The 22,198-nt window shown below is 69.8% G+C and carries 17 protein-coding genes; 12 read left to right on the plus strand and 5 right to left on the minus strand.

Going from position 1 to position 22,198, the window contains the following annotated elements; translation table 11 throughout:
• Positions 1–322 precede the first annotated feature (322 nt).
• The 7 genes from ACSRUE_RS24355 to ACSRUE_RS24385 all read left to right on the plus strand — a co-directional run bounded on the left by ACSRUE_RS24355 (position 323) and on the right by ACSRUE_RS24385 (position 7,974).
• Complete coding sequence (locus ACSRUE_RS24355) at positions 323–718, plus strand: hypothetical protein (protein ID WP_441285677.1); 396 nt, start codon at positions 323–325, stop codon at positions 716–718.
• Between the two features lie 79 nt (positions 719–797).
• Positions 798–2,774 (plus strand): proton-conducting transporter transmembrane domain-containing protein, encoded by a 1,977-nt coding sequence (locus ACSRUE_RS24360; RefSeq protein ID WP_441285678.1) that lies wholly within the window; start codon positions 798–800, stop codon positions 2,772–2,774.
• Positions 2,771–3,694, plus strand: coding sequence for a respiratory chain complex I subunit 1 family protein (locus ACSRUE_RS24365; RefSeq protein WP_437766587.1), 924 nt, complete (start codon positions 2,771–2,773; stop codon positions 3,692–3,694). Before ACSRUE_RS24360 ends, ACSRUE_RS24365 begins: the two co-directional genes overlap by 4 nt.
• A gap of 8 nt (positions 3,695–3,702) precedes the next feature.
• Complete coding sequence (locus tag ACSRUE_RS24370; RefSeq protein ID WP_441285679.1) at positions 3,703–4,323, plus strand: hypothetical protein; 621 nt, start codon at positions 3,703–3,705, stop codon at positions 4,321–4,323.
• Positions 4,320–5,756, plus strand: a complete 1,437-nt coding sequence (locus ACSRUE_RS24375; RefSeq protein WP_441285680.1) for a proton-conducting transporter transmembrane domain-containing protein — start codon at positions 4,320–4,322, stop codon at positions 5,754–5,756. Before ACSRUE_RS24370 ends, ACSRUE_RS24375 begins: the two co-directional genes overlap by 4 nt.
• A complete protein-coding gene (locus tag ACSRUE_RS24380; protein WP_441285681.1) occupies positions 5,753–7,225 on the plus strand; it encodes a hydrogenase large subunit in 1,473 nt (490 codons plus the stop codon). The genes ACSRUE_RS24375 and ACSRUE_RS24380 overlap by 4 nt, the downstream gene beginning before the upstream one ends.
• Entirely contained in the window at positions 7,222–7,974 is a 753-nt protein-coding gene (locus ACSRUE_RS24385; protein ID WP_441285682.1) for an NADH:ubiquinone oxidoreductase, read from the plus strand. The genes ACSRUE_RS24380 and ACSRUE_RS24385 overlap by 4 nt, the downstream gene beginning before the upstream one ends.
• 33 nt (positions 7,975–8,007) lie before the next feature.
• On the opposite strand, the gene ACSRUE_RS24390 is transcribed toward ACSRUE_RS24385, so the two are convergent.
• Together ACSRUE_RS24390 and ACSRUE_RS24395 are read right to left on the minus strand one after the other, a co-directional pair.
• Complete coding sequence (locus ACSRUE_RS24390; RefSeq protein ID WP_441285683.1) at positions 8,008–8,748, minus strand: hypothetical protein; 741 nt, start codon at positions 8,746–8,748, stop codon at positions 8,008–8,010.
• 18 nt (positions 8,749–8,766) lie between these two features.
• Positions 8,767–10,539, minus strand: a complete 1,773-nt coding sequence (locus ACSRUE_RS24395; protein WP_441285684.1) for a phosphoenolpyruvate carboxykinase (GTP) — start codon at positions 10,537–10,539, stop codon at positions 8,767–8,769.
• A gap of 164 nt (positions 10,540–10,703) precedes the next feature.
• Here ACSRUE_RS24395 and ACSRUE_RS24400 point away from each other — a divergent pair, with 164 nt between their 5' ends.
• The gene (locus ACSRUE_RS24400) at positions 10,704–11,777 is read left to right on the plus strand and encodes a sigma-54 interaction domain-containing protein (RefSeq protein ID WP_441285685.1); all 1,074 of its coding nucleotides are present in this window, start codon (positions 10,704–10,706) and stop codon (positions 11,775–11,777) included.
• 95 nt (positions 11,778–11,872) lie between these two features.
• Here ACSRUE_RS24400 and ACSRUE_RS24405 read toward each other — a convergent pair whose 3' ends face one another.
• Both ACSRUE_RS24405 and ACSRUE_RS24410 read right to left on the minus strand, forming a co-directional pair.
• The gene (locus tag ACSRUE_RS24405; protein ID WP_441285686.1) at positions 11,873–12,481 is read right to left on the minus strand and encodes a hypothetical protein; all 609 of its coding nucleotides are present in this window, start codon (positions 12,479–12,481) and stop codon (positions 11,873–11,875) included.
• Entirely contained in the window at positions 12,478–13,065 is a 588-nt protein-coding gene (locus tag ACSRUE_RS24410) for an RNA polymerase sigma factor (RefSeq protein ID WP_441285687.1), read from the minus strand. Before ACSRUE_RS24410 ends, ACSRUE_RS24405 begins: the two co-directional genes overlap by 4 nt.
• Positions 13,066–13,352: 287 nt before the next feature.
• On the opposite strand from ACSRUE_RS24410, the gene ACSRUE_RS24415 reads away from it, so the two are divergent.
• From ACSRUE_RS24415 to ACSRUE_RS24430, 4 genes are all read left to right on the plus strand, one after another.
• Positions 13,353–14,993, plus strand: coding sequence for a SulP family inorganic anion transporter (locus ACSRUE_RS24415; RefSeq protein WP_441285688.1), 1,641 nt, complete (start codon positions 13,353–13,355; stop codon positions 14,991–14,993).
• A 78-nt stretch (positions 14,994–15,071) separates the two neighbouring features.
• The gene (locus ACSRUE_RS24420; RefSeq protein ID WP_441285689.1) at positions 15,072–18,131 is read left to right on the plus strand and encodes a YbcC family protein; all 3,060 of its coding nucleotides are present in this window, start codon (positions 15,072–15,074) and stop codon (positions 18,129–18,131) included.
• Positions 18,121–19,554 carry a proton-conducting transporter transmembrane domain-containing protein gene (locus ACSRUE_RS24425; protein WP_441285690.1) on the plus strand — a complete coding sequence of 478 codons (1,434 nt, stop codon included), beginning with the start codon at positions 18,121–18,123 and terminating at the stop codon, positions 19,552–19,554. Before ACSRUE_RS24420 ends, ACSRUE_RS24425 begins: the two co-directional genes overlap by 11 nt.
• Positions 19,551–21,098: a complex I subunit 4 family protein gene (locus ACSRUE_RS24430; RefSeq protein ID WP_441285691.1), complete on the plus strand. Its 1,548-nt coding sequence runs from the start codon at positions 19,551–19,553 to the stop codon at positions 21,096–21,098. The genes ACSRUE_RS24425 and ACSRUE_RS24430 overlap by 4 nt, the downstream gene beginning before the upstream one ends.
• A gap of 50 nt (positions 21,099–21,148) precedes the next feature.
• On the opposite strand, the gene cysK is transcribed toward ACSRUE_RS24430, so the two are convergent.
• Entirely contained in the window at positions 21,149–22,039 is an 891-nt protein-coding gene (gene cysK, locus ACSRUE_RS24435; RefSeq protein ID WP_441285692.1) for a cysteine synthase A, read from the minus strand.
• Positions 22,040–22,198: the final 159 nt, after the last annotated feature.

The following is a 22,198-nucleotide window of genomic DNA, read 5'->3' on the forward strand; positions in this document are numbered from 1 at the left end:
CTCTCCAGGCGGCCAACCCGGGCGAGCGGCGCGCTCCGACGGCATAGCAAGCGGCCAACCCCGGGCGAGCGGCGCTCCGACGGCGTCGAGACCGACGCGACGCTGCTGGCCTTCGGAGCGGTCAAGTAGGCGCCATCGCATCAAAATACGGCCTGATCATGACGAGATTCACGTAATCATTTCGAATTTGTCGCGTCAATCTGTCGTTTTGTGCCGCCGCTCTCCGAAAGGGTCGTCGGCTCCTCCATCCCGATAGGCGCGTCCTCAAGGTTCTTGCGCCTTTCACGAGGCGGCCCACGGCTTGCTATACGCCCGGGCAGCCATGGCAAACCGCTCCTCCGCCAGGTCGCTCCACGTTGCCGTCGTCGCGGACAATCCCGAGACGATCGACGCGCTTCATGCCTACTTCAGCCAGGCCGGGGTCGCGTCGAACGGCAAAAGGACATTGAACGACGCGAACAGGATGGCGGCCGCGGCGACCGCCCTGGTTCTGTTTCCCGACGACTTCGATCCCGGCGACATCGTGACGTTCATCACGTCGCTGCGGAGCGCGCGACCGAAGCTCCTCATTCTCCTCGTGACAAGCACACCACAATCCTTTCGCTCCGCGCTGGGACCAGACGGCCACTCCTTGCCGCCCATGGTGCTGCCGAAGCCGGCGTTTGGCTGGACCATCCTCGACGCTCTTCGTGCGCGCGCTCATTCGGAGTCCATATGACTGCTTCGACGATTCGCCGGAATTCACCTCCTGATGGCGCAGCGCGACGCGCCAGCGGACGTCGCGGGAGGACAGCAAGGTGACGGGATCTCTGCTCCTCAGCGTGCCCGTGCTGCTCGTCGGGGCGGCGCTCTCGCTGGGCCTGCGCTCGAACGGCGCGCGAGGCGCGGCCGCGATCGCCTCGCAAGCGATGGCCGCCGCGCTCGTGCTCGCGACGGCCGTCCCCATCCTTCGAGGCGGCGAGGCTCTCGAGATCGTGTGGCGCTGGCCGACGCCCATCGACAGCATGGCGTTTCGCGTCGACGCGCTCGGAGCGTTCTTCCTCGCGTGGTCCCTTCCGATGACGCTGCTCGGCACGATCTACGCCGTCGGATACCTTCGCCCCTACTTCGATCGAGGGAGGAACGGCGGCCCACACTTCGCTCTCTTGAACATGGTCGCCCTGTCCTTCGTGCTGATCTACTCGGTGCAGAACGCCCTCGTGTTCTTGCTGGGATGGGAGATCGCCGCCCTCGCAGCGTGGCTGCTCGTCATCTGGGATTACCGCAACCAGAAGATCCGCTTTGCCGGCTTCAACTATCTCATTTCAACCCATGTCGGGCTCTTCGTCCTCGTCGCGGCGTTCATGCTGCTCCACAGCAAGACCGACTCCATGGACTTCGCCGTGTTCGGCGAATTCCTGTCGAGCCAGGACCCGACGCGGGGGACGCTCTTCCTGCTCCTCGGGGTGTCGTTCGCGCTGAAATCCGCGTTCTTTCCGTTTCACACGTGGCTTCCCCGAGCCCACTCCGCGGCGCCGGCGCACATCTCAGCGCTCATGTCAGGCGTGATTCACAAGGCCGGCCTCTTCGCCTTCCTCCGCTTCACGCTGCTCATGGGACGACCCGACGAGTGGATGGGATGGAGCGTGCTCGGCTTCGGCGCGCTCTCCGCGTTCTTCGGCGTCCTCTCCACGTCAGCCGAACGCGATCTGAAGCGCCTGCTCGGGTACTCGTCGACCGAGAACGTCGGCATCGCAGCGATGGGCATCGGGGTGGGATACCTGGGATGGACCTGGGGAGTCCCCGCGCTGACCCTGTGCGGCTTCGGCGGCGGCCTCCTGCACATCCTGAATCACGCGCTGTTCAAGTGCCTCCTGTTCTACGCCGCTGGAGCGATCTACCGCGCTGCGCACACCGTCGATCTCGAGCGGCTCGGCGGGCTCGCGAAGCGCCTCCCGCGGACGGCCATCCTCTTCCTCATCGGATGCCTGGCCATCTCCGCGCTCCCACCGCTCAACGGCTTCGTCAGCGAGTTCCTGATCTACGCAGGGCTCCTCGCGGGGCGCGCGCCTTCCAGTCAAGGCAGCGTGGTGACCATCGCAGCGGCGGCGGCGCTGGCCTTCGTCGGCGCGGTGAGCGCGCTGTCGATGACGCGGGCCTTCGGTCTCACGTTCCTCGGCACGCCTCGGGAGCCAGGGCTCCACGTCGGCGAGGACGCGCCGGGTTCGATGCTCTGGCCCATGGTGGTTCACGCCGCGTTCGTGGTCGCCATCGGCGTAGCTCCAGACCTGGGCATCGCGGCGATAGGCGCCGCGCTGAGGCTCTTTCCCATCGAGTCCAGCGCGAGCACGCTGCCAGCCCTGCTCACCCCGCTCGCATGGGCGAGCCGCGCGCTCGCCGGCGCCTTGATCGTCGCCGGCGTGATCGGCTGGCGTCGAGGTCTGGCGGCGCGGCGGAGCGTCACATGGGGGTGCGGAACCACCGCCACCTCCTCTCGCATGCAGTACACGGGGAGCTCATTCTCCGAGCAATTCACGCGCATCTTCGCATCATTCTTGCCGTCGCTTCGGAGGGAGCGGCTGCCCGAGGGGCCATTCCCGCAGCAGCCCGGCCATCTTTCAACACACCACGTCGACGCCGTCGAGCGACGCATGTTCGAGGTGCTCGGGCACGGAGAGAGCTTCATCGCTCAAGCTTTTGAGCGCATCCCGGAACAGCCGCGCTTCGCGTTCTCCGCAGGGTTCGTCGCGCTCGTCATCATCGGAGCGATGGTGATCGGAGGGGTCGGCCGATGATGATCACCCGCCTCGCGAACGTCGCCGCGCTCGTCGTCATGCCGTTCGTCCTCACCGGCGTGATCAACCGCGTGAAGTCGCTGTGGTCCGGACGCAAGGGACCGCCGGTCCTTCAGCTGGCCCATGACGTGAGGCGACTCTTCCGGAAATCGTCTGTCTACAGCACGACGACGACACCGCTATTCCGGATCGCGCCGTACGTGTTCCTCGCAACCGCGGTGGGCTCCGCCCTCATCGCGCCCCTTCTCGGTTCGACGCCCGTCGCGTCGTTCGAGCTCGATTTCGTGTGGTTCGCGTACGTGTGGGGGCTCGGCCGCGTCGCCGTCATGCTCGCCGCGCTCGACACGGGGAGCTCGTTCGAGGGGATGGGCGCAGCGCGGGAGGCCGTGTTCTCGTCGCTCCTCGAGCCTGCGCTGTTCCTCGTCACGGGCGCGCTCAGCTTCGTCGGGGGCCGACGAACCTTGCACGAGGCGCTGGCGCCGCACCTCCACGCCAGCGCGTCCGCGTTCGTCTGGGGCGCCGCGGTCGTGGCGATGTTCATCGTGCTTCAGGTCGAGACGGCGCGCATGCCCGTCGACGACCCGACGACCCATCTCGAGCTCACGATGGTGCATGAGGTCATGATCCTCGACCACAGCGGCCCGGATCTCGCGTGCATCCACCTCGGCTCCGCGATCAAGCTCTTCGTCGGCGCGTCGATCGTCGCGACGCTCCTCAACCCGTGGGCGGGCTCCGGCGGCGCGGCCTGCGCCGCCGCGAACCTCGCCCTGACCCTTGCGGCCGGCGTCGTGATTGGCACGATCGAATCCCTTGTCGCCCGGCTGAAGCTACGCGCTGTTCCCCAGTACATCGTCGTCGCGCTCGCCGCCGGCGTCGTCGCGCTCCTCGCGACCGTGTGGCGGGTGGGGGGGGCCGAATGAGCCCTCTCTTGAATACGCTGCTCGGCGTGCTGCTCATCCCCCTGTTCGTCGCGACCTGGCGGACGAGCCTGCTCGGCCTGTCCTGTCAAGGGTTCTTGATGGCGTGGGTGGCGTACCGCCTGAATCCAGAGCTCGACGCCGTGAGCGACTGGGTCACCCTGGGCGATTTGGTCCTCCTGCGCGGGCTCGCCGCGCCGATCGCGCTCTACCGCGTGCTTCGAGCGCAGAACGCGCCCAGGCGCAACGACGTCATCTCGCCGAACCTGCTCTCCTGGACGATCGCCCTCGGCATCGTCCTCCTCGCCTTCAACTTCTCCGAATCGCTCGTCCCCGAGCACGGGGAACGGCGAACACTCGTCGCGGTGGCTGCGGCTGGGGTGCTGCTCGGCTTCCTGGTGCTATCGACGCAATCCGGTCCGTTCAGCCAGATGGTGGGTGCTCTTCGCATCGAGAACGCGATCGCCCTGTTCGAGCTCAGCGGTGCGCATGAGCATGACATGCTCGCCATTCAGCTCGGTCAGGTCGCCGTCGTCGCGGTGACGATCGCACTCTATCGCTGGTATCTCAAGATGCTCGACGCGAGCACCGTCGCGCAGCCCGAGAGCCCCGTGGAGGGGCCCACGCTATGAGCTCGATCGCCCTCGTCCTGTTTCCTGCGCTGGCGTCCGTGGCGCTCATCGCGCGCGCCGCCCGCGAACGAGCCGCGCTGGTCCTGGTCGGCGCTTCTGCGATCACAACCGCCCTCGCGATCATGGGAGCCGCGACGCCCCCCGACGTCCCGGTCTCTCTCGGGGGGTTCTTTCGCATGGACGCGACTTCACGGCTCTTCATGGCCGTCGTGGACTCGATCTTCCTCGGCATCTCCTTTTACGTGATGCATCGGGTGTACACGACCCCGGCGCTCCGCCAGGACGTCGCGCGGTTCGCGCGGCTGGCTCTGTTGTTCCTGGCAGCAGCGAACACCGTGCTGCTCGCGAATCACCTCGTGTTGCTCTGGATCGCGCTCGAGGCGACTACCCTCGCGGCCGCGCCCCTCATCGTGCGACCCGGCATCCCCGCTTCTCATCGAGCGTCATGGCGCTATTTGCTCTTTTCGTCCGTCGGGCTCGGCGTGCTCCTCATCGGCCTCATCTGCCTCGGGCGCGGGCTCGAGTCCGGCGGCCAGGCTCCGACGTTCTTCCTCGATCGCCTCCTCGCGCCTTCCGCGATCCCGGTGAACAACTGGACGAAGCTCGGGGCCGCGCTGGCGCTCCTCGGGCTGGGCACCAAGCTCGGCCTCGCGCCGATGTACAGCTGGCTTCCGGAGGCCTACGACGAAGCCCCGCCGGCCGTCGCGGCGCTCCTCGGCGCCATCCAGTTCAACTGCGTCCTCGTCGCGCTCTTCCGCGTCGTTCAGGTGCTCCGACCGACCCACGCGGCGCTCTTGGAAGGCGAGCTCCTCACGATGGGCATCGCCTCGGTGGTCGTGTCGACGGTCGGCATCATCGCGACGCGCAACCTGAAGCGGCTCATCGCTTATGCGTCGATCAACCACGCCGGAGTGATCGCGATCGGCCTCGGCGTCGGCAAGTCGGCGTCCTACGGACTTTTGCTCTACGTCCTGAGCAACGCCTTCATCAAGGCGCTCCTCTTCCTCACGGCGGGCACGATCAAGGCTCACTATCACACCAAGGACACGCGCGCGATATCGGGCCTCATCGAGGACCTCCCGTACAGCGGCGGGTTCCTGATGGTCGGCACCTTCGCGCTGCTCGGCTTCCCCCCGTTCGGTAGCTTTCTCGGAGAGCTTCTGATCCTGTCGGCCCTTGTCGGCTCAGGGCAAATGCTCGTCTTCGCCGCTTTCTGCGTGCTGATCACGATGACGTTCGTGGCGACGGGACGAGCGGTGTTTCCGATGATCTGGGGTGAACCCACGAGGCCGCGCAGCTGGCCTCGGCAGACGCTGCCGGTCGCGCTGCCCAAGCTCGGGTTCCTCGTCGCGCTGGTCGTGCTGGGCGTCTACATCCCGCCGCCCATCAACTCGCTGCTCGCACAGGTGGCTGTGTGCTTGGAGGGGCCGTGAAGGCATCGATGACCGTCCACCAGGTCGCCGTCGGCGCGATCCCGAGCCTCGAGCCGGGACCGTGGCGCGACGAGCTCTTGAAGCAGCTCCGCGCGGACATGCGTGTGGTCACGCTGTATGGCAAGCGCGACGGCGACCGTGTCGCGGTCACGGCGGTTCTTCAGGCGTCAGACCGGTCCCTGCACGTCTCGAGGACCGAGGTGGCCGCGGAGCGCGGGTACCACGAGATGACGACGGAGCACGCCGCGCTCCACTGCTTCGAGCGCGAGCTCCACGAGCAGACCGGCGTGCGAATCGCCGGACATCCGTGGCTCAAGCCGATCCGCTACGAGGGGCAGGAGCAATCGGCGATGAACGCGCACCCGTTTTACAAGATTGAAGGGAAGGAGGTGCACGAGGTCGCCGTCGGCCCCATCCACGCCGGGGTGATTGAGCCCGGCTCCTTTCGCTTCATGTGCCTCGGGGAGCAGGTGCATCACTTGGAGATCCATCTCGGTTATCAGCACCGTGGCGTCGAACGCCGCCTTCTCGAGCGTGACCCGCGGAGCCTGACCCCGCTCATCGAGACCATCGCGGGAGATACCAGCGTCGCTCACGCATGGGCGCACTGCTCCGCCCTCGAGAGCCTCGCGGGATGCCGGCTGGACATCGAAATCGAGCTCGCCAGGGCGGTCGCCCTCGAGCTCGAGCGGGTCGCGATGCACCTGTCGACGCTCGCCGGGATGGCGGCGGACATCGGATTTCTGCAGGGAGCGACGACGTACGGCCGACTCCGAACCACGGCGATCAACACGATGATGCGGCTATGTGGCAGCCGCTTCGGCAAAGGAGCGCTCCGTCCAGGTGGAGTCCGGATGCGGCTGCCGCCGGAGACGCTGCCTGACATTCGGGCGAACCTCGACCTGCTTCAAGCAGATCTGCCGATCATCGACGATTGCTTTCTCATGGCACGAACGGTTCAGCACCGTCTGCGTTCCACGGGAACGTTGACGACCGCACAAGCGCGGGAGCTCGGGCTCGTCGGACTGGCCGCGCGCGCCTCGGGGATCGAGATCGACGCGCGCCACCTCACGGAGCAAGGGGCGTACAGCGTGGTGCCCATCCAGCCCGCCGTCTTGCCGGACGGCGACTGCTGGGCGCGTGCACGTGTCCGCATCGCGGAGATCGAAGCGTCTTTGTCGTGGATGTCGACCGTCATCGCGCTCTACGCGAGCTGGGAGCGCCCGCGGCTGTCGATCGGCGAGCTCGCGCCGGACCAGCTCGCCATTTCGCTCGTCGAGGGCTTTCGGGGGGAAGTCGTCCACTGCATCGAGACCGGCGCGCACGGTGAGGTGGTCCATTACAAAGTCCAGGATCCATCGTTCCGCAACTGGATGGGCCTCGCCCTCGCGGTGCGCGGCAACGAGATCTCGGATTTCCCGATCTGCAACAAGAGCTTCGACCTCTCCTACTGCGGGAACGATCTATGAGCATGTTCTTGTCGCTCCGTGTACGTGCCTCCCAGGGCACGCAGGCCATCGCGGATCTCCGCAAGGCAACGCCGACCGGGTTCCGCGGTCGCCCGAGGATCCGTCGCGACCCCTGCGCGGCCGGCTGCAGCGCGTGCCGTGACGCGTGCCCGACCCAGGCCATCCGGCTGGTTCCGGTGACGCTCGATCTGGGCCGCTGCGTCTTCTGCGACGCCTGCGTGGAGGGCTGCCCCGAGGCGAAGATCGAGTTCACGCCGGACCCAAGGATGGGCGGGAACGAGCCCCTTGATCTCACGGTTCGCGAGGGTGAAGAGGAGGTCGTGCGGGTCCGCGCCTCCGCGGCGTTCTCGAGGTTGTTCGGGCGGTCTCTGAAGATGCGCCAGGTCTCGGCCGGCGGCTGCAACGCCTGTGAGCTCGAGCTGAACGCCGTCACCAACGTCAACTTCGATGTGCAGCGGTTCGGGATCGAGTGGGTGGCTTCTCCGCGGCACGCCGATGCGCTCGTCCTGACAGGTCCGCTCACGCGCAACATGAAGGACGCGGTTCGACTGGCCTGGGATGCGATGCCCGAGCCGCGGTTCATCGTCGCCGTGGGGGCCTGCGCCATCTCCGGGGGGCTCTACGACGGCGCCGCGGGCGTCGACCGCGGCTTCCTGGAGAGCGTTGGCCCTTCACTCTACGTCCCTGGATGCCCGCCGCACCCGCTCACCTTCGTGAACGCGATACTCGATCTGCTCGGGATCGCGTGATGCGCAGCGGTGCGTCGCGCGCCGTCGTGGTGATCAGAGCTCGTCCGTACGTAGACCCGGACCGGCAGCCACGAGGCGCGCCTTTCGCCACATCCGCAGGACGTTCGGGAGCTCCCGATCGACGCGGACTTCGTCATAGCTGTCCGGTACCCGCCCGCCGAATCCGTTGTACGTCAGGAGATAGGTGCCGAGCGGCGCCTCGTCGAGGAGCTCTTCGGCGGCCGCAGTGTCGCGCTGGTATCGATCGACGCCCAGCTCGACGTCTTCATCGAGGTGGTCTTCTCGTCCGAAGAGATTCTCGCCGAACGGGTTGAAGAAGTAGTAGGCGTCCGCGCGAGGAACTTCCGCCCTCCCCAGGGCGGCCTCGACGAAACAAGCGCGGTCCTCGATCTCGAAGACCCGCGCGAGGCTGCGCGCCGCCACGACGAGCCGAGGCCGCTGCTCGATCCCCGTGAAGTGGCTGCGCCCCGCCAGCGCCGCCGCCACGCAGAACTTGCCGGCGCCCGACCCGACATCGACGACGGTGCGAACGTCGAGCTCGTCCAGCCACTGGGCCGCGCGGACAGCGACCTCGATCGGCGTCCAGAACTGAGCGGAGACGCGGCGTAGCTCGTCAGGAAGGAAGCGGTCGAAGTCGTGATTTCTGGGGCTGCGCCCCGCTCGCAGCGCCGCCGCGACGGCACCTGCCAGTGGTCCGGCCGCGCGGCCGTCTACGGAGGAATGGTTTCTGTCGCGGCAGACGTTCGCCGCCGATGGTTTGATATGGTCTTCCACGAGTTCTCCCAGTTCGGCTCAATGTAGCGAATCGTGCAGCCGCTTGACGAGCGATCGGTGCTCGGCCAGCAGCGCCGCGGGGAGTCGATCCGCGAACTTGCGAAGGAACTCGAGGACACCGTCGGCCTCCCTCAACCACGCGCCGCTGTCGACCGCGAGCAGCTGGAAGAGCGCGTCATTCGAGAGGTCCATCCCGGTCAGATCGATTCCCCGTTCATGCGGAAGCAGGCCAATTGCAGACTCGCGCGCGGTCGCCGTGCCCTCGACACGCTCGAGAATCCACTTGAGGACGCGGATATTGTCGCCGAACCCGGGCCACAGCATGCGCCCGTCGTCCCCCGTTCGGAACCAGTTGACATGAAAGATTTTCGGCGGACGACTGAGTCCCTTCCCAACGGCTATCCAGTGCGCAAAGTAGTCGCCCATATTGTACCCGCAGAAGGGGAGCATCGCCATGGGATCGTTTCTGAGGACGCCGACGGCGCCGGTCGCCGCGGCGGTCGTCTCGCTCGCCATGGTCGCGCCGACGTAGACGCCGTGACGAAAGCTCCGCGCTTCGTAGACGAGAGGGGCGAGCTTCGATCGGCGCCCCCCGAAGAGGATGGCCGAGATCGGCACCCCCGTGGCGAGATCGAAGGAGCCTGCCGCGCTGGGACACTGCCGCAGCGGGACGGTGAAGCGCGAATTGGGGTGCGCGGCAGGAGACGTCGCGGAGCCGTTCGTCCACTTCGCGCCGCGCCAATCTTCGATGACCTCCTGCTCGTCGAGCCGGGACATCCCCTCCCACCATACGCGACGGCCCGCGCGCAGCGCGACGTTCGTGAAGATCACATCGTGCGTGAGCGACTTCATCGCATTCGGGTTGGTCTTGAGGCTGGTCCCTGGTGCGACGCCGAACATGCCATTTTCCGGGTTGATGGCCCAGAGCCGTCCGTCGCTGCCAGGGTGCATCCAGCAGATATCGTCACCGACCGTCTCGACCTTCCACCCGGGGAGCGAGGGGACGAGCATCGCCAGGTTGGTCTTGCCGCACGCGCTCGGGAAGGCAGCCGTGACGTAGTGCGTGCGCCCCTGCGGGCTCGTCAAGCCGAGGATGAGCATGTGCTCGGCGAGCCAGCCTTCCGCGCGCGCTTGCGCGCTCGCAATGCGCAGCGCATGGCACTTCTTGCTGAGCAATGCGTTGCCGCCATACCCCGAGCCGATGCTCCAGATCTCGAGGGTCTCGGGAAAATGGACGACGAAGCGCCTGTCCGGCGAGAGGTCCCCGAGGCTGTGAATGCCACGAACGAAGCTCTCCGCAGCGCCGAGGGGACCGAGCGCCGCGCGGCCCATGCGCGTCATGATCCGGAGATTGAGAGCGACGTACGGGCTGTCGGTAAGCTCGACCCCGACGCGGCTGAAGGGCGACCCCGCGGGGCCCATCAGGTACGGCACCACGTACATGGTCCGGCCCTTCATCGCGCCTGCGAAGAGGGACCACACGCGCGTCTGCGCCTCCTCTCGGCTCATCCAGTGGTTCGTGGGCCCCGCGTCCTCCTGTCGTGGCGTGGAGATGAAGGTGAGGTGCTCCGTCCTCGCGACGTCCGTCGGATCCGAACGATGCAGGAATGAACGAGGGTGGGTTTGTGGATCCAGCTCGATGAACGAACCGGAGAGCGCCATGTCGCGCTCGAGGGTGGTCCGCTCCTCCTCGCTGCCGTCGCACCAGCGGATGCGTGCGGGTCGCGTGTGTTCGGCGATCGCCTGGACCCAGGCGCGGAGCGCGCGGTTCGTCGTGGGAGCTTCGTTCATGGTCCTGGCCACAGCAGAATCCGTGCCGGAGCGCGGGCTGGCCGTGAACCGCGCCAGGAGCGCTCGAAGCGGCGCGCCTTCTCGGCATTTCCAAGGCGAACAGCCGACGAATTTCGCCAGTCGAGCGGCGACGTGGATCGCCGGAGCCGATCTCGCGCTCGGGCTTGCAGGTTGCGACCAGATCGCGCAATATTTCTCGCGTGGGAGAGCGAAAACGACGACCTGACGTGGTGTTTGAGCCGATCATGCGCTCGCACGCCATGAAGAAGGCGGACCAGATCCTTCGCGCTGTCGCCGCGAAGGACGTCACCCTGACGCTGATCGGCGAGAGCGGCTCCGGCAAGGAGGTGCTCGCGAGGCGCGCGCACGAGCTTTCGGAGCGTCGGCGGGGGCCGTTCGTGCCCATCAATTGCGCGGCCATCCCCGACGCGCTCTTTGAAAGCGAGCTCTTCGGTCACGAGCGCGGCGCGTTCACCGGGGCAAGCGAGCGAGCGAAGGGCAAGGTCGAAGCGGCCGAGCGGGGCACGCTCTTGCTCGACGAGATCGGTGATATGCCGATGCCCATGCAGGCGAAGCTCCTGCGATTCCTCGAAAACCGCCGGTACATGCGCGTCGGCGGCGCGACGAAGATCGAGGCGGATGTGCGGTTGATGTTTGCCACGCTACGGCCCCTCGATCAGGAGGTGCGCGCGGGTCGTTTTCGCGCCGACCTGTTCTATCGAATCCAGGGCATCACGCTCAATGTCCCCGCTTTGCGTGAGCGGCGCGCTGATATCGCGCCCCTGCTGAATCAGTTCACCGCGCAGCACTCGGCGCGACACGGGGTTCGCCCGCCGAGGTTCAGCCGGCAGGCCAAGGCGCTGCTGCTCCGTTACGACTGGCCTGGCAACGTGCGCGAGCTCCGGAACGTCGTGGAGACGCTCTGCCTGCTCCGGGATGGGCGGCAGGTGCGCGTGGCCGATCTGCCCGAGAGCGTCCGTTCGCTGGTCGTGCCCGAAGAACCCGCCGCGGGCGTGTCGCGCGCCAGCACCTCGCCCGCGCTCGACCTGGACGACGGATTGGAGTCGCTCATCCAGCAGATCGTCGAGGCGGCGCTGGAGCGCGACGGGGGCGACAAGGTCAAGGCGGCGGCGCGACTTCGGATCAGCCTGAGGACGGTGCAACGCTACGTCGCAGCGGGGCGCGTGCGGGTGCCGAGCGGGCCTGTCCGCGGAGAGCAGAGGGCGGCGAAGAAATGAGCCGGCCGGCCGGGCCGACTACCTACGTTGGGGCTGCCCGCAGGTCGCGGTAACGACCGGAGCCACCCAGGTTGCGTTACCACCTCTCGCTGGGCTCACTCGCGTACAGCTATCAGAACGAAGCGCTCGCGCACGCGCGCCTCGTTCGACTCGTGACGGACGTGGATCTCATACCGGCCCGGATGGGCCACGGCCACGCCGAGCGGCGCGTCGCCGCGGTAGCGCGTCAGCCTGTGCGAGCAGCGCTCCTGCCGGCAGTGCTGCTCCAGCGACCCACCTTCGCCGTCAGGCAACCGCACGCGCACGTGCTCCGGCACCTCGATCTGGACCACCGCCGGCTCGTCCGCGTGGCCGTGGGTCAGCAGATCGAGGTGCGTCCACGCGTGCCCTTCGTCGGGCAAGGCGACGGCGCGCTCCTCGGATCGCTCGATCGCCGGAGAGCACGCGCCCCTGTCGCCCGCCACGAGGACGGCGGCCGTCAGCGCAGCGAGCGCCGGGGCCGCGATGAACGCCCTCCGCCCCCAGCGGCTGCTCGCCCGCTGCGAGCGCGCGCCGCGGGCCGCCGCCGGGCGCGCCGGTCGCTCGGGGAGCTTGCTCAGGGCGCGCTCGACGAGCGCATCGGAGGGGCTCATCGAGCGCAGCGCCCGCATGCTCGCGGCGAGATCCCGCGGGATCGGAGGCAGATCGTCGTCGCGCTCGCTCACGTCGAACCCTCCCGCTCCGCGACGACGCGCGGCGCGGCCAGACGCTCGTAGGCGTCGCGCAGCCGCGCGCGCCCGCGGGCGTGGCGGCTCTTCACCGTCCCCTTGGGGATCCCGAGGATCTCGGCCACGCTGTCATACCCGACTTCCTCGATGTCGCATAGCACCACCACGGTGCGGAATTCCTCCGGCAGCTGCTGGAGGCACGCAAGGAGCACCCCGGTGTCCTGGCTCAAGATCGCGGCCGCCTCCGGGCTCGAGAGCTCGGTGCGAGGGAGGATGCCGAGCGCGTCGGTGCACACCTCGACGAGCCGATCGAGCAGGCTGCGGCGCCGCGCCTCGGTCCGGTAAGCCTCCAAGTACTCGTGCCGAGCGATCCCGCAGAGCCAGACGCCGAGGTCGGAGCGTCCCTCGAAGGACGCCGCGTGCAGGTAGGCCTTGAGCAACGCGTTCTGGAACAGATCGTCCGCCTGATCTCGCGCGCCGCAGAGCGAGGCGCAGAATCGATAGAGCCGAGGGAGCACCGGGCGCACCGCCGACTCGAACTCCGCGCGCGATTCGCCGAGGGGGGGTTGCGATTCGGTCATGAGGGCCGCTCGAGCATCTAGAGCGTCGAAGGCCGGAACTCTAGCGTGGAATGGACGGAGGGGTAGCGCCCGCTGCTCGCGCCACGAGGGGGCGAGCGACGTCACCCCGAAGGAGGAAGAACTGTCCATCGGCCGCCCTGGGACGGAACGGATCCGCGCCGAGGTTCCTGGGGGCCGTACGAAATCGTCACCCCGAGCGGGAACCTCCGACCGACTGGTCCCGTCCTGGGCCGTGTTCTGACGAACAGCGGGCCCACATGGTGCCCCAACTCCAAGGCGAGCACCGCATGTCCAATCCGAACATTCCGAGGGCGTCGACGTCCTCGGCGTCCACATGGAGGAACGACCTGGTTTCAGGGTTCCTCGTTTTCTTGATCGCGCTGCCGCTCTGCCTGGGCATCGCCATGGCGAGCGGATTCCCCCCCATCGCGGGCGTGCTCACCGCCGTCGTCGGTGGCATGGTCGCCACCTGGCTCGGCAGCGCGCCGCTGACCATCAAGGGGCCCGCCGCGGGCCTCATCGTCATTGCGCTGGGCGCCGTTCAGGAGCTCGGCGGTGGGGACAACGCCGTGGGCTACCGCCGCGCGCTCGCCTGCATCGCCGTCGCCGCGGTGACACAGATCGTCTTCGCCCTGGCGCGCGCGGGCACGCTCGGCGACTTTTTCCCCTCCTCGGTGGTCCACGGCATGCTGGCGGCCATCGGGATCATCATCTGCTCGAAACAGGTCCACACGCTCGTCGGCGTCACGCCTGCGGCGAAAGACCCGCTCCACCTGATCCTGGAGATCCCGCGCAGCCTGCTGCGCCTGAACCCCGAGATCGCCTCGATCGGCATCCTCTCGATGATCCTCCTCTTCGGCTATCCCGTGGTCGCCAAGAGAGCTCGCTGGATGCAGAAGATCCCCGCGCCGATGCTGGTGCTGGCGCTGTCCGTGCCGCTCGCCTATCTCTTCGATCTCGAGCACGAGCACACCTACTCGCTCGCGGCGACCCACACGACGTACGCGATCGGGCCGAGCTTCCTCGTCAACCTGCCGGGCAACCTCATCCAGGCGATCGTCTTCCCGGACTTCAGCCACGTCGGCACGTCCGCGTCCATCAAATATATCGTCATGTTCTCGCTGGTGGGCAGCATCGAGTCGCTCCTGTCCGCGAAGGCCGTCGACGCGCTCGATCCCGCGAAGAGCCGCTCCGATCTCGACAAGGATCTGCTGGCCACGGGCGTGGGCAACCTCATCGCGGGCCTGCTCGGCGGGCTGCCGATGATCTCCGAGATCGTTCGCAGCTCCGCGAACATCGGCTACGGCGCGAAGAGCCGGTTGTCCAACTTCTTTCACGGGATCTTCCTCCTCCTCTTCGTGGCCTTCGCGCCGGGCCTCATCCACCGGATCCCCCTCGCCGCGCTCGCCGCCATGCTCACCTTCACGGGGGTCCGCCTCGCGTCGCCCAAGGAGTTCGCGAAGACGCTCCGCATCGGCAGGGAGCAGCTCGTCATCTTCGCCGCCACGGCCGCAATGTGCATCGTCTCCGATCTGCTCGTTGGCGTCGCGGCCGGCATCGCCGTGAAGCTGCTCATTCACCTCACGAACGGCGCGCCGCTGCGCGTCGTCTTCCGCCCCGATGTGGACGAGCGCGTCGAGGAGGGGCGGGTCGTGCTGCGCGTCAAGCACGCCGCGATCTTCAGCAATTACCTCAGCATCCAGCGGAAGATCGAGAGCCACGCGCACGCTTCGAGCATCGAGATCGACTTCGCGAATGCCCGCCTGGTCGATCACACGGTCATGTCCAACCTGCATGAGCTCCAGGGCGTGATGGAGCGAAATGGGCGGAAGTTGACCCTCGCCGGCCTCGGCGATCATTTCCAGATGTCATCCCACCCGCTCTCGGCGAGGAAGCGGCCTGTCATCAGCCCCGTCGCCGAGCGTTGAGTCGAGTCGAGACGCCATGGCGCGAAAGGGGGAAGCGCGCGTGGGGCTCTCCAGGAACAACCGTCATTCGGGAACCGCATGAACAGCGAGCCCTCTCAGGATCTTCGCGCGAGCGCCGCCCGGCAGAGGCGCCTGCGCGACGTGGTCGAGCACGCCGGACACCTCCTGCCGGCGCAGGGGCCGATCGGCGTGTTCGTCCACCACAACACGTTGCACGCGTTCCAGCACCTGCCATTTCATGACGCGCTCGCCGCGGCGAGCGCCGTCTTCGAGGCCGAGCCGTATCTCTCCGAGGCAGATTACCGCGCGCACATCGCGTCGGGTCGGATCGGCGACGAGGACCTCGAGGCCGCGCTCGCGGGGCGGTTCGCCGCGCAGCCGGACGAGCGGCGGGGCCCGCTGTCCCGGCGCGAGATCGAGCGGCTCGCGCTGCGCCATCCGATCGACGCCGAGACGGCAGCGGGCCTGCTGTGGCGCATCTCCGAGGCCGGGGAGACGCGCAAGCTCCGGGCCGACGTCCCCGACGAGCGACGCCGGCGTATCGTCCAGAGCACGGAGCGCTGGCTCGAGGCGCGCCCGGAGATCGCGGCGCGCCTCCTCGACCGGGGGGGCCGCGATCCGGAGTCGCGCGCCGCCCTCGCGCTCTGGGACGCGTGCCGCGCCGTGCCGCTGCCGCCCGCCCCGCCCCTGGAGCCGCCGCTCGTCGAGCGCGTGGGCGAAGGCCGGTCGCAGCGCGATCTGCTGGTCGAGCTGGCTGGCGAGGATCCGGCCGAGCTCATCGATCCGCTCATGATCCGGTTCCTCGGCGCTTACCTCGACGAGGGCATTGCCCACTGGACGATGCCCGATCGCGCGAACGGGCTCTGGCGCTGCTTTCGCGACATGGCGCTCGAGGGCTCCCGGCTCGCCGCCCCGGCCTTCGTCGGGCTCGACGCGGAGCTCCGCCGGTTCGACGCGGAGGCGCTGTCGCCGCCCGCGATCGCCGTCCGCGCCCTCGAGGAGCTCTCCGTCGCCGAGGATCACTGGGACGTGTACGTGACACGCGTGCTGCTCGAGCTGCCGGGCTGGGCCGGCATGATCCACCGCCTCGAGCACACGCCGAGCGACCGGCCTCCGGGATCGCCGCCCGTGTCGTTGGTCGAGTACCTCGCCGTGCGCTTGACGCTCGCCCGGTACGCGCTGCGCGACGTCGCGCGTCGGCGGCTGGGGTACCGAGGACCGCTCGCCGGCCTCGTCGAGCATGCCCGGCGCGCCGCGCGGCCGCCTGCGCCGCCGTCGAGCTCGCCCGATCACGCTCGGCCGTTCCGCCTGTTCCAACTCGCTCAGCTCGCCGGCCTCTCGGCCGCCGAGATCGAGCCGCTATCCAAGGCGGAGCGCGTCTGGGCGCTCGAGGCGCTCGAGGCGTTCGACGAGATCGCGCGGCGCCGCGTCCTGCACGAGGCCTACGAGCACCACCACCGGACCGAGGTCCTGCACGGGATCGCCGCGAACCTCGGCCGCCCGGAGGAGGAGCGCTCGGTGGAGGCGCCCCGCTTCCAGGTCGCGTTCTGCATCGACGACCGCTGCGAGGGCCTCCGGAGGCATTTCGAGGAGCTTTCGCCGCGGCACGAGACCTTCGGCGTGGCCGGGTTCTTCGGCGTGCCGATCCGCTACCGCGGGCTCGACGACGCCGGCCACGTGAGCCTCTGCCCGATCGGCGTGGAGCCGGCGCACGAGATCGTCGAGCGGCCGCACGAGGAGGAGGCGGGCTGGCGCCGAATGGCTCGCCGCAAGCGCTGGGCGCGGCTCCTGCACGCGCTGGGGCGCGGTACCCGCACCCTGGCGCGCGGCGTGCTGCTCACCCCGACCCTGGGCCTCCTGTCCACCGTCCCGCTCGTGGGACGCACCCTCTTTCCGCGGGCGGCGGCGAGGCTGCGCGGCGCCCTCGAGCGGCGCCTGCTCCCGCCGGTGCCGACGCGGCTCCACAGCCCGCGCGACGAGGGCTCCGCCGCGGGCGGCGAGGGGCAGCCGTTCACCGCCGCGGCCAAGGCGGCCCGCGTGGCCGCCACGCTGGAGAACATGGGGCTCACGCGCCGCTTCGCGCCGATCGTGGTCGTGCTCGGCCACGGGGCGACCAGCGTGAACAACCCGCACCAGTCGGCGTACGACTGCGGCGCGTGCGGCGGCCGCCACGGCGGCCCGAACGCGCGGCTGTTCGCGGCCATGGCGAACGATCCCGAGGTCCGCGTGCTGCTCGCCGCGCGCGGGATCGACATCCCGGACGGGACCGTCTTCCTCGGCGGCATGAACAACACGACGACGGACGAGATCGTCCTCTACGACCAGCACCTCGTGCCGGCGTCCCACCGCGGCGAGCTCTCGGCGCTGGTCGGTGCGCTCGACGCCGCGCGCCAGCAGCACGCGCACGAGCGCTGCCGGAGGTTCGCGTCGGCGCCGCGCGAGGGCGACGCCGCGCGGGCGCTGGCGCACGTCGAGGAGCGCGCCGCGGATCTCAGCGAGGCGCGGCCCGAGCTGGGGCACGTGACCAACGCGGTCTGCGTCGTCGGCCGCCGCTCGCTCACCCGCGGGCTGTTCCTCGACCGCAGGGCGTTCCTCGTCTCGTACGACCCGACCCAGGACGAGGGCGGAGCGATCCTCGAGCGCATCCTGCTCGCGGTCGGCCCGGTCGGGGCAGGGATCAACCTCGAGTACTACTTCTCCTGCGTCGACAACCGCCGTTACGGCGCCGGCACCAAGCTCCCTCACAACCTCGCCTCGCTGCTCGGGGTCATGGAGGGATCGCTGAGCGACCTGCGCACCGGCCTGCCGAAGCAGATGATCGAGATCCACGAGCCGGTGCGCCTGCTCGTCGTCGTCGACGCGAGCACGGACACGGCCGCCGCGCTCTGCGCGCGGCAGCCGGCCCTCCGCGAGCTCATCGGCAACGGCTGGATCCAGCTCGCCTGCGTCGATCCGGCGACGCGCCGGATCGCGTGCTTCACGGGCGACGGCTTCGCGCCGTTCTCTCCGCCGGATCAACCCCTGCCCGCGGTCCAGCGCTCCGCCGACTGGTACGCCGGGAGGTCCGGCTTCGTTCCGCCTGCGCTCATTCGAGCCGCGTCCACGCGGCCACGTGAGGTCGTCGACCATGCTGTCTGATGTGCTCCTCGGCAAGCTCGCCGCGCTCGCCGTGCTCTCTCCGGCGGCGGCGTTCGCCGCGCTCGGCGCCTACCTGCTGCTCCTTCGCACGCCGAGCGAGCGCGTCGTGTCGCGCGTCGTGCTCTCCGCGCTCGCGCTCTCGCTCGCGGCCTCGCTGGCGATATGGCTCTCGGCCGTCGCGGCGCCCCACGCGTTCGTCCCGGTGGCGCTCGGCCACTGGTTCGAGCTCGGCGAGTATGCGTTCGAGGTCGTCCTGCTCGTCGATCGGCTCTCGGCGACGATGATGCTCCTCGTCTCGCTGATCGCGCTCCTGGTCGGCAGGTTCTCGGTGGCGTACCTGCACCGCGAGCCGGGCTTCGCGCGCTTCTTCCTGCTCCTCGCGCTGTTCTCGACCGGGATGCTGGGGCTCGTGTCGGCGGGCACCGTCGACCTCCTCTTCGCCGGCTGGGAGCTCGTCGGCGCGACGAGCGTGCTGCTCGTGGCCTTCTTCCACGAGCGCGAGGCGCCGCCGCGGGCCGCGGTGCGGGTGTACATCACCTACCGGCTCTGCGACATCGGGCTGCTCGGGGGCGCGGTGCTCATGCACGACGTCGCCCGCTCCTCGCAGTGGGGCGAGGTGTTCGGCGGCTCGCCGTGGCCCGGGACCGCCGCGTCGCTCGGGCCCGGCGCGGCCACGGCGCTCGCGCTGTGCCTGTTCCTCGCCGCGATGGGCAAGAGCGCGCAGTTTCCTCTGGGCAGCTGGCTGCCGCGGGCGATGGAGGGGCCGACGCCATCGAGCGCGCTCTTCTACGGCGCCCTCTCGGTGCACGCCGGGGTGTACCTCATGCTCCGCGCGGCCCCGCTGCTCCAGCGCTCGCTCGCCGCGAGCGTGGTGATCGCGTGCGTCGGGGCGGCGACGGCCGTCTACGGCACGATGGTGGGGCGCGTGCAGGCGGACGTGAAGGGCGCGCTCGCGCACGCGACGATGACGCAGGTGGGGCTCATGTTCGTGGAGATCGGGCTCGGGCTCTACTGGCTCGCGCTCGTCCACCTGTTCGCCCACGCCTGCCTGCGCTGCCTCCAGCTGCTGCGCGCCCCCTCGGCGCTCCGCGACGCGCAGGACATCCGGGCCGCGCACGCCGGTGAACCGCTGCCGCACCTCGGGCTCGCTGGCCGGCTCCTGCCGGCGGCGCTCGTGCGGCGCGCGTACTGGCTGTCCCTCGAGCGCTTCCACCTCGAGGGGCTGCAGGAGCGGCTCGTCGCCGCGCCGCTGATGCGCCTCGGGCGCCTGCTCGACCGGAGCGAGCGCCGCTGGGTGGCGGCGCTGAGCGGCTGGCCTGAGCGCGCCCCCGCAGCGCCCGGCGACGAGGGCGAGCGCGAAGAGACAGAGATCGCGGCGGCCTTCCAGCCCCGCGCGCGCGATACGAAGAGGGCTCGCACGTGAACGCCTTTCCGCTCCTCGGGACGCTCATCGTCACGCCCGCGATCGCGGCGCTGTTCGCCGCCCGGGCGCGCAGCGACGAGCGCGCGCGCCGCGTCGCCCTCATCGGCGCGGCGCTCACCCTGCTCCTCTCGCTGCTGCCGCTCGCGCTCTCGTACGCCGGCGTCGCGCTCACCGCCGGGGGGCCCGCCCTGCCGCTCCTCGGGGCGCGCCTCCGCCTCGGCCTCGACGGCTTCACCGTCACGTTGCTCCCGCTGCTCGGCTTCGTCCTGCTCGCCCTGGTCGCCGCGAGCCCGCGCGCCGCGATCGATCCGCCCGGCGCCGCCGCGCTGCTCGCCACCGGCAGCGCCATCCTCGGCGTGTTCTGCGCCGTCGATCTCGCGGTGCTCGCGGCGGCGTGGGTCGCCGCGCTCGTGCCGGTGGATCGCCTGGTCGCAAGGGAGGGCGCCCAGGACCCGCTCCTCCGGCGCACCTGCCGCATCTTCCTGCTGGGGGGCACGGCGCCGCTCGTCGTGGCGATCGGCGCCATCGCCGTGCTCGCCGCGCGCCAGGGCGCCGCCCTGCCGTTCGACGTCGAGGAGATCGCCCGCGTCGGCGTCCCCGAAGCATGGCAGTCGCCGCTGTTCGCGCTCGTCGGCATCGCCGTGCTGATGCGCATGGCCGCCGTGCCGTTCCACGGCTGGCTGCCGGTGCTGCTGGAGCGGGGGCCGCTCGGCGTGACCCTCCTGCTCGCCCAGATGCAGGTCGGCGTCTGCGTGCTCGTTCGCGTCGGGGTGACGCTCCTGCCCGCGGGCTGCGCCGACGGCATGCCGATCCTCGCCGTGCTCGGCCTGATCAGCGCGCTGCACGGCGCGGTGCTCGCGCTGGTCCAGACCGATCTGCGCCGGCTGCTCGGCTACCTCGTGGCAAGCCAGAAGGGGCTCGTGCTCCTGGGGGTCGCCTCGCTGAGCTCGCAGAGCGTGAGCGGCGCGCTCCTGCAGAGCGTCGCCTTGTCGATCGCGATCACGGGCCTCGCGATGGTCGTCGGCGCGATCGAGGCGCGCGCCGGTACGGCGGACACGCGGGAGCTCGGCGGCCTCGTCGCCCGGACGCCCCGCATGGCCGCCTTTTTCTTCCTGCTCGCGTGCGCGATGATCGGGATGCCGGGGGCGCTCTCGTTCGTGAGCGAGGACCTGCTCCTGCACGGAATCTTGCGCGCCCACCCCGTGCTCGCGGTGCTGGCGCTGACGGCGGCGGCGCTCAACGGGATCACGCTGTTCCGGGCGTTCCAGCGGACCTTCCTGGGGCCGCTCCGGCGCCACCTGAAGGGCGCAGCGCTGGAGGCGCTCGTGCTCCGCGAGCGAGCGTTCCTGCTCGCGCTGGTCGCGCTCACCCTGGCCCTGGGGGTGGCCCCGGCGCGGCTGATCGCGATCCATGCGCCGGTGGTCGAGCGGGTCCTCCACGACGTGGCGCACGGCGCGCAGGCGCGCGTCGCGGCAGCGGCGCACCGCCGCTCCATCGCCGCGGGCGGCCGAGCGCCCGGTCGGGACGGCCGACCGCCGCCCTGAGCCGCGTCCGGCGGATGGCGCGCGCTGCGCTCGCCGCCGCCGGCCGTGGCTCAGAGCAGGTAGCGCTCTCCCGAGTCGGGCAGCACGGTCACGATCGTCCCGCGCAGCCTGCGCGCGATCTCCACGGCCGCGTGGACGTTGGCGCCGGAGCTCGGCCCGACGAGGAGCCCCTCCTCGCGGGCGAGCCGCCGCGCCATGCGCGAGGCGCCCGCTTCGGTCACCGTGAGGATCTCGTCGATGAGCGATCGCTCGAGGATCGCCGGGACGAAGCCGGGGCCGAGGCCCTGGATGCCGTGGGGGCCGGCGCCTCGTCCGGAGAGCACGGCGCTCTTCGTCGGCTCGACGGCGCAGATGCGGACCGCGCCGCCGAGCTGATCCCGGAGCACGCGCCCGCAGCCGGTCAGCGTGCCGCCGGTGCCCACGCCGGCGACGAAGGCCGCGATGTCGCCGCCGGTCTGCGCGAGGATCTCGAGGCCGGTGGCGCGCGCGTGGGCGCCGGGGTTCGCCGGGTTCTGGAACTGCTGGCTCATCCACCCGCCGGGGGTCGCCTCGCAGATCTCGTTCGCGCGGGCGACCGCGCCGGCCATGCCCTGGCCCTCGGGCGTGAGGACGATCTCGGCGCCGTACGCGCGGAGGACGTGCCGGCGCTCGACGCTCATGTCCTCGGGCATGACCACCACGCAGCGGTAGCCGCGCACGGCGGCGATCATCGCGAGGCTGATCCCCGTGTTGCCGCTCGTCGCCTCGACGATGGTCGACCCTCTCCTGAGGATCCCTTCGCGCTCGGCGCAGAGCACCATGCCGAGCGCCGCCCTGTCCTTGACGCTGCCGCCCGGGTTCATCGACTCGAGCTTGCCGTAGACGACGCCTCCGCCCTCGGGCGAGATCCGGGCAAGGCGGACGAGCGGCGTGCCGCCGATGAGCGACAGGGCGTCCGGCACGACCGGACCGACGCGGACCGCGCCAGCAGGCGGAGGAGCCGAGCTCTCACCAGGCGCGTCGGGCGGACTCGGCGGTCCGCCGCCCGGTGATCGAGGGGACGACATGCCGCCAGTGTACACGTGAACAGGGCATCCCCGGGCAACGTGCCGGAGCGCACG

Origin of the sequence: Sorangium sp. KYC3313, from assembly GCF_052075895.1 — a bacterium.
Lineage (GTDB): Bacteria > Myxococcota_A > Polyangia > Polyangiales > Polyangiaceae > Sorangium > Sorangium cellulosum_B.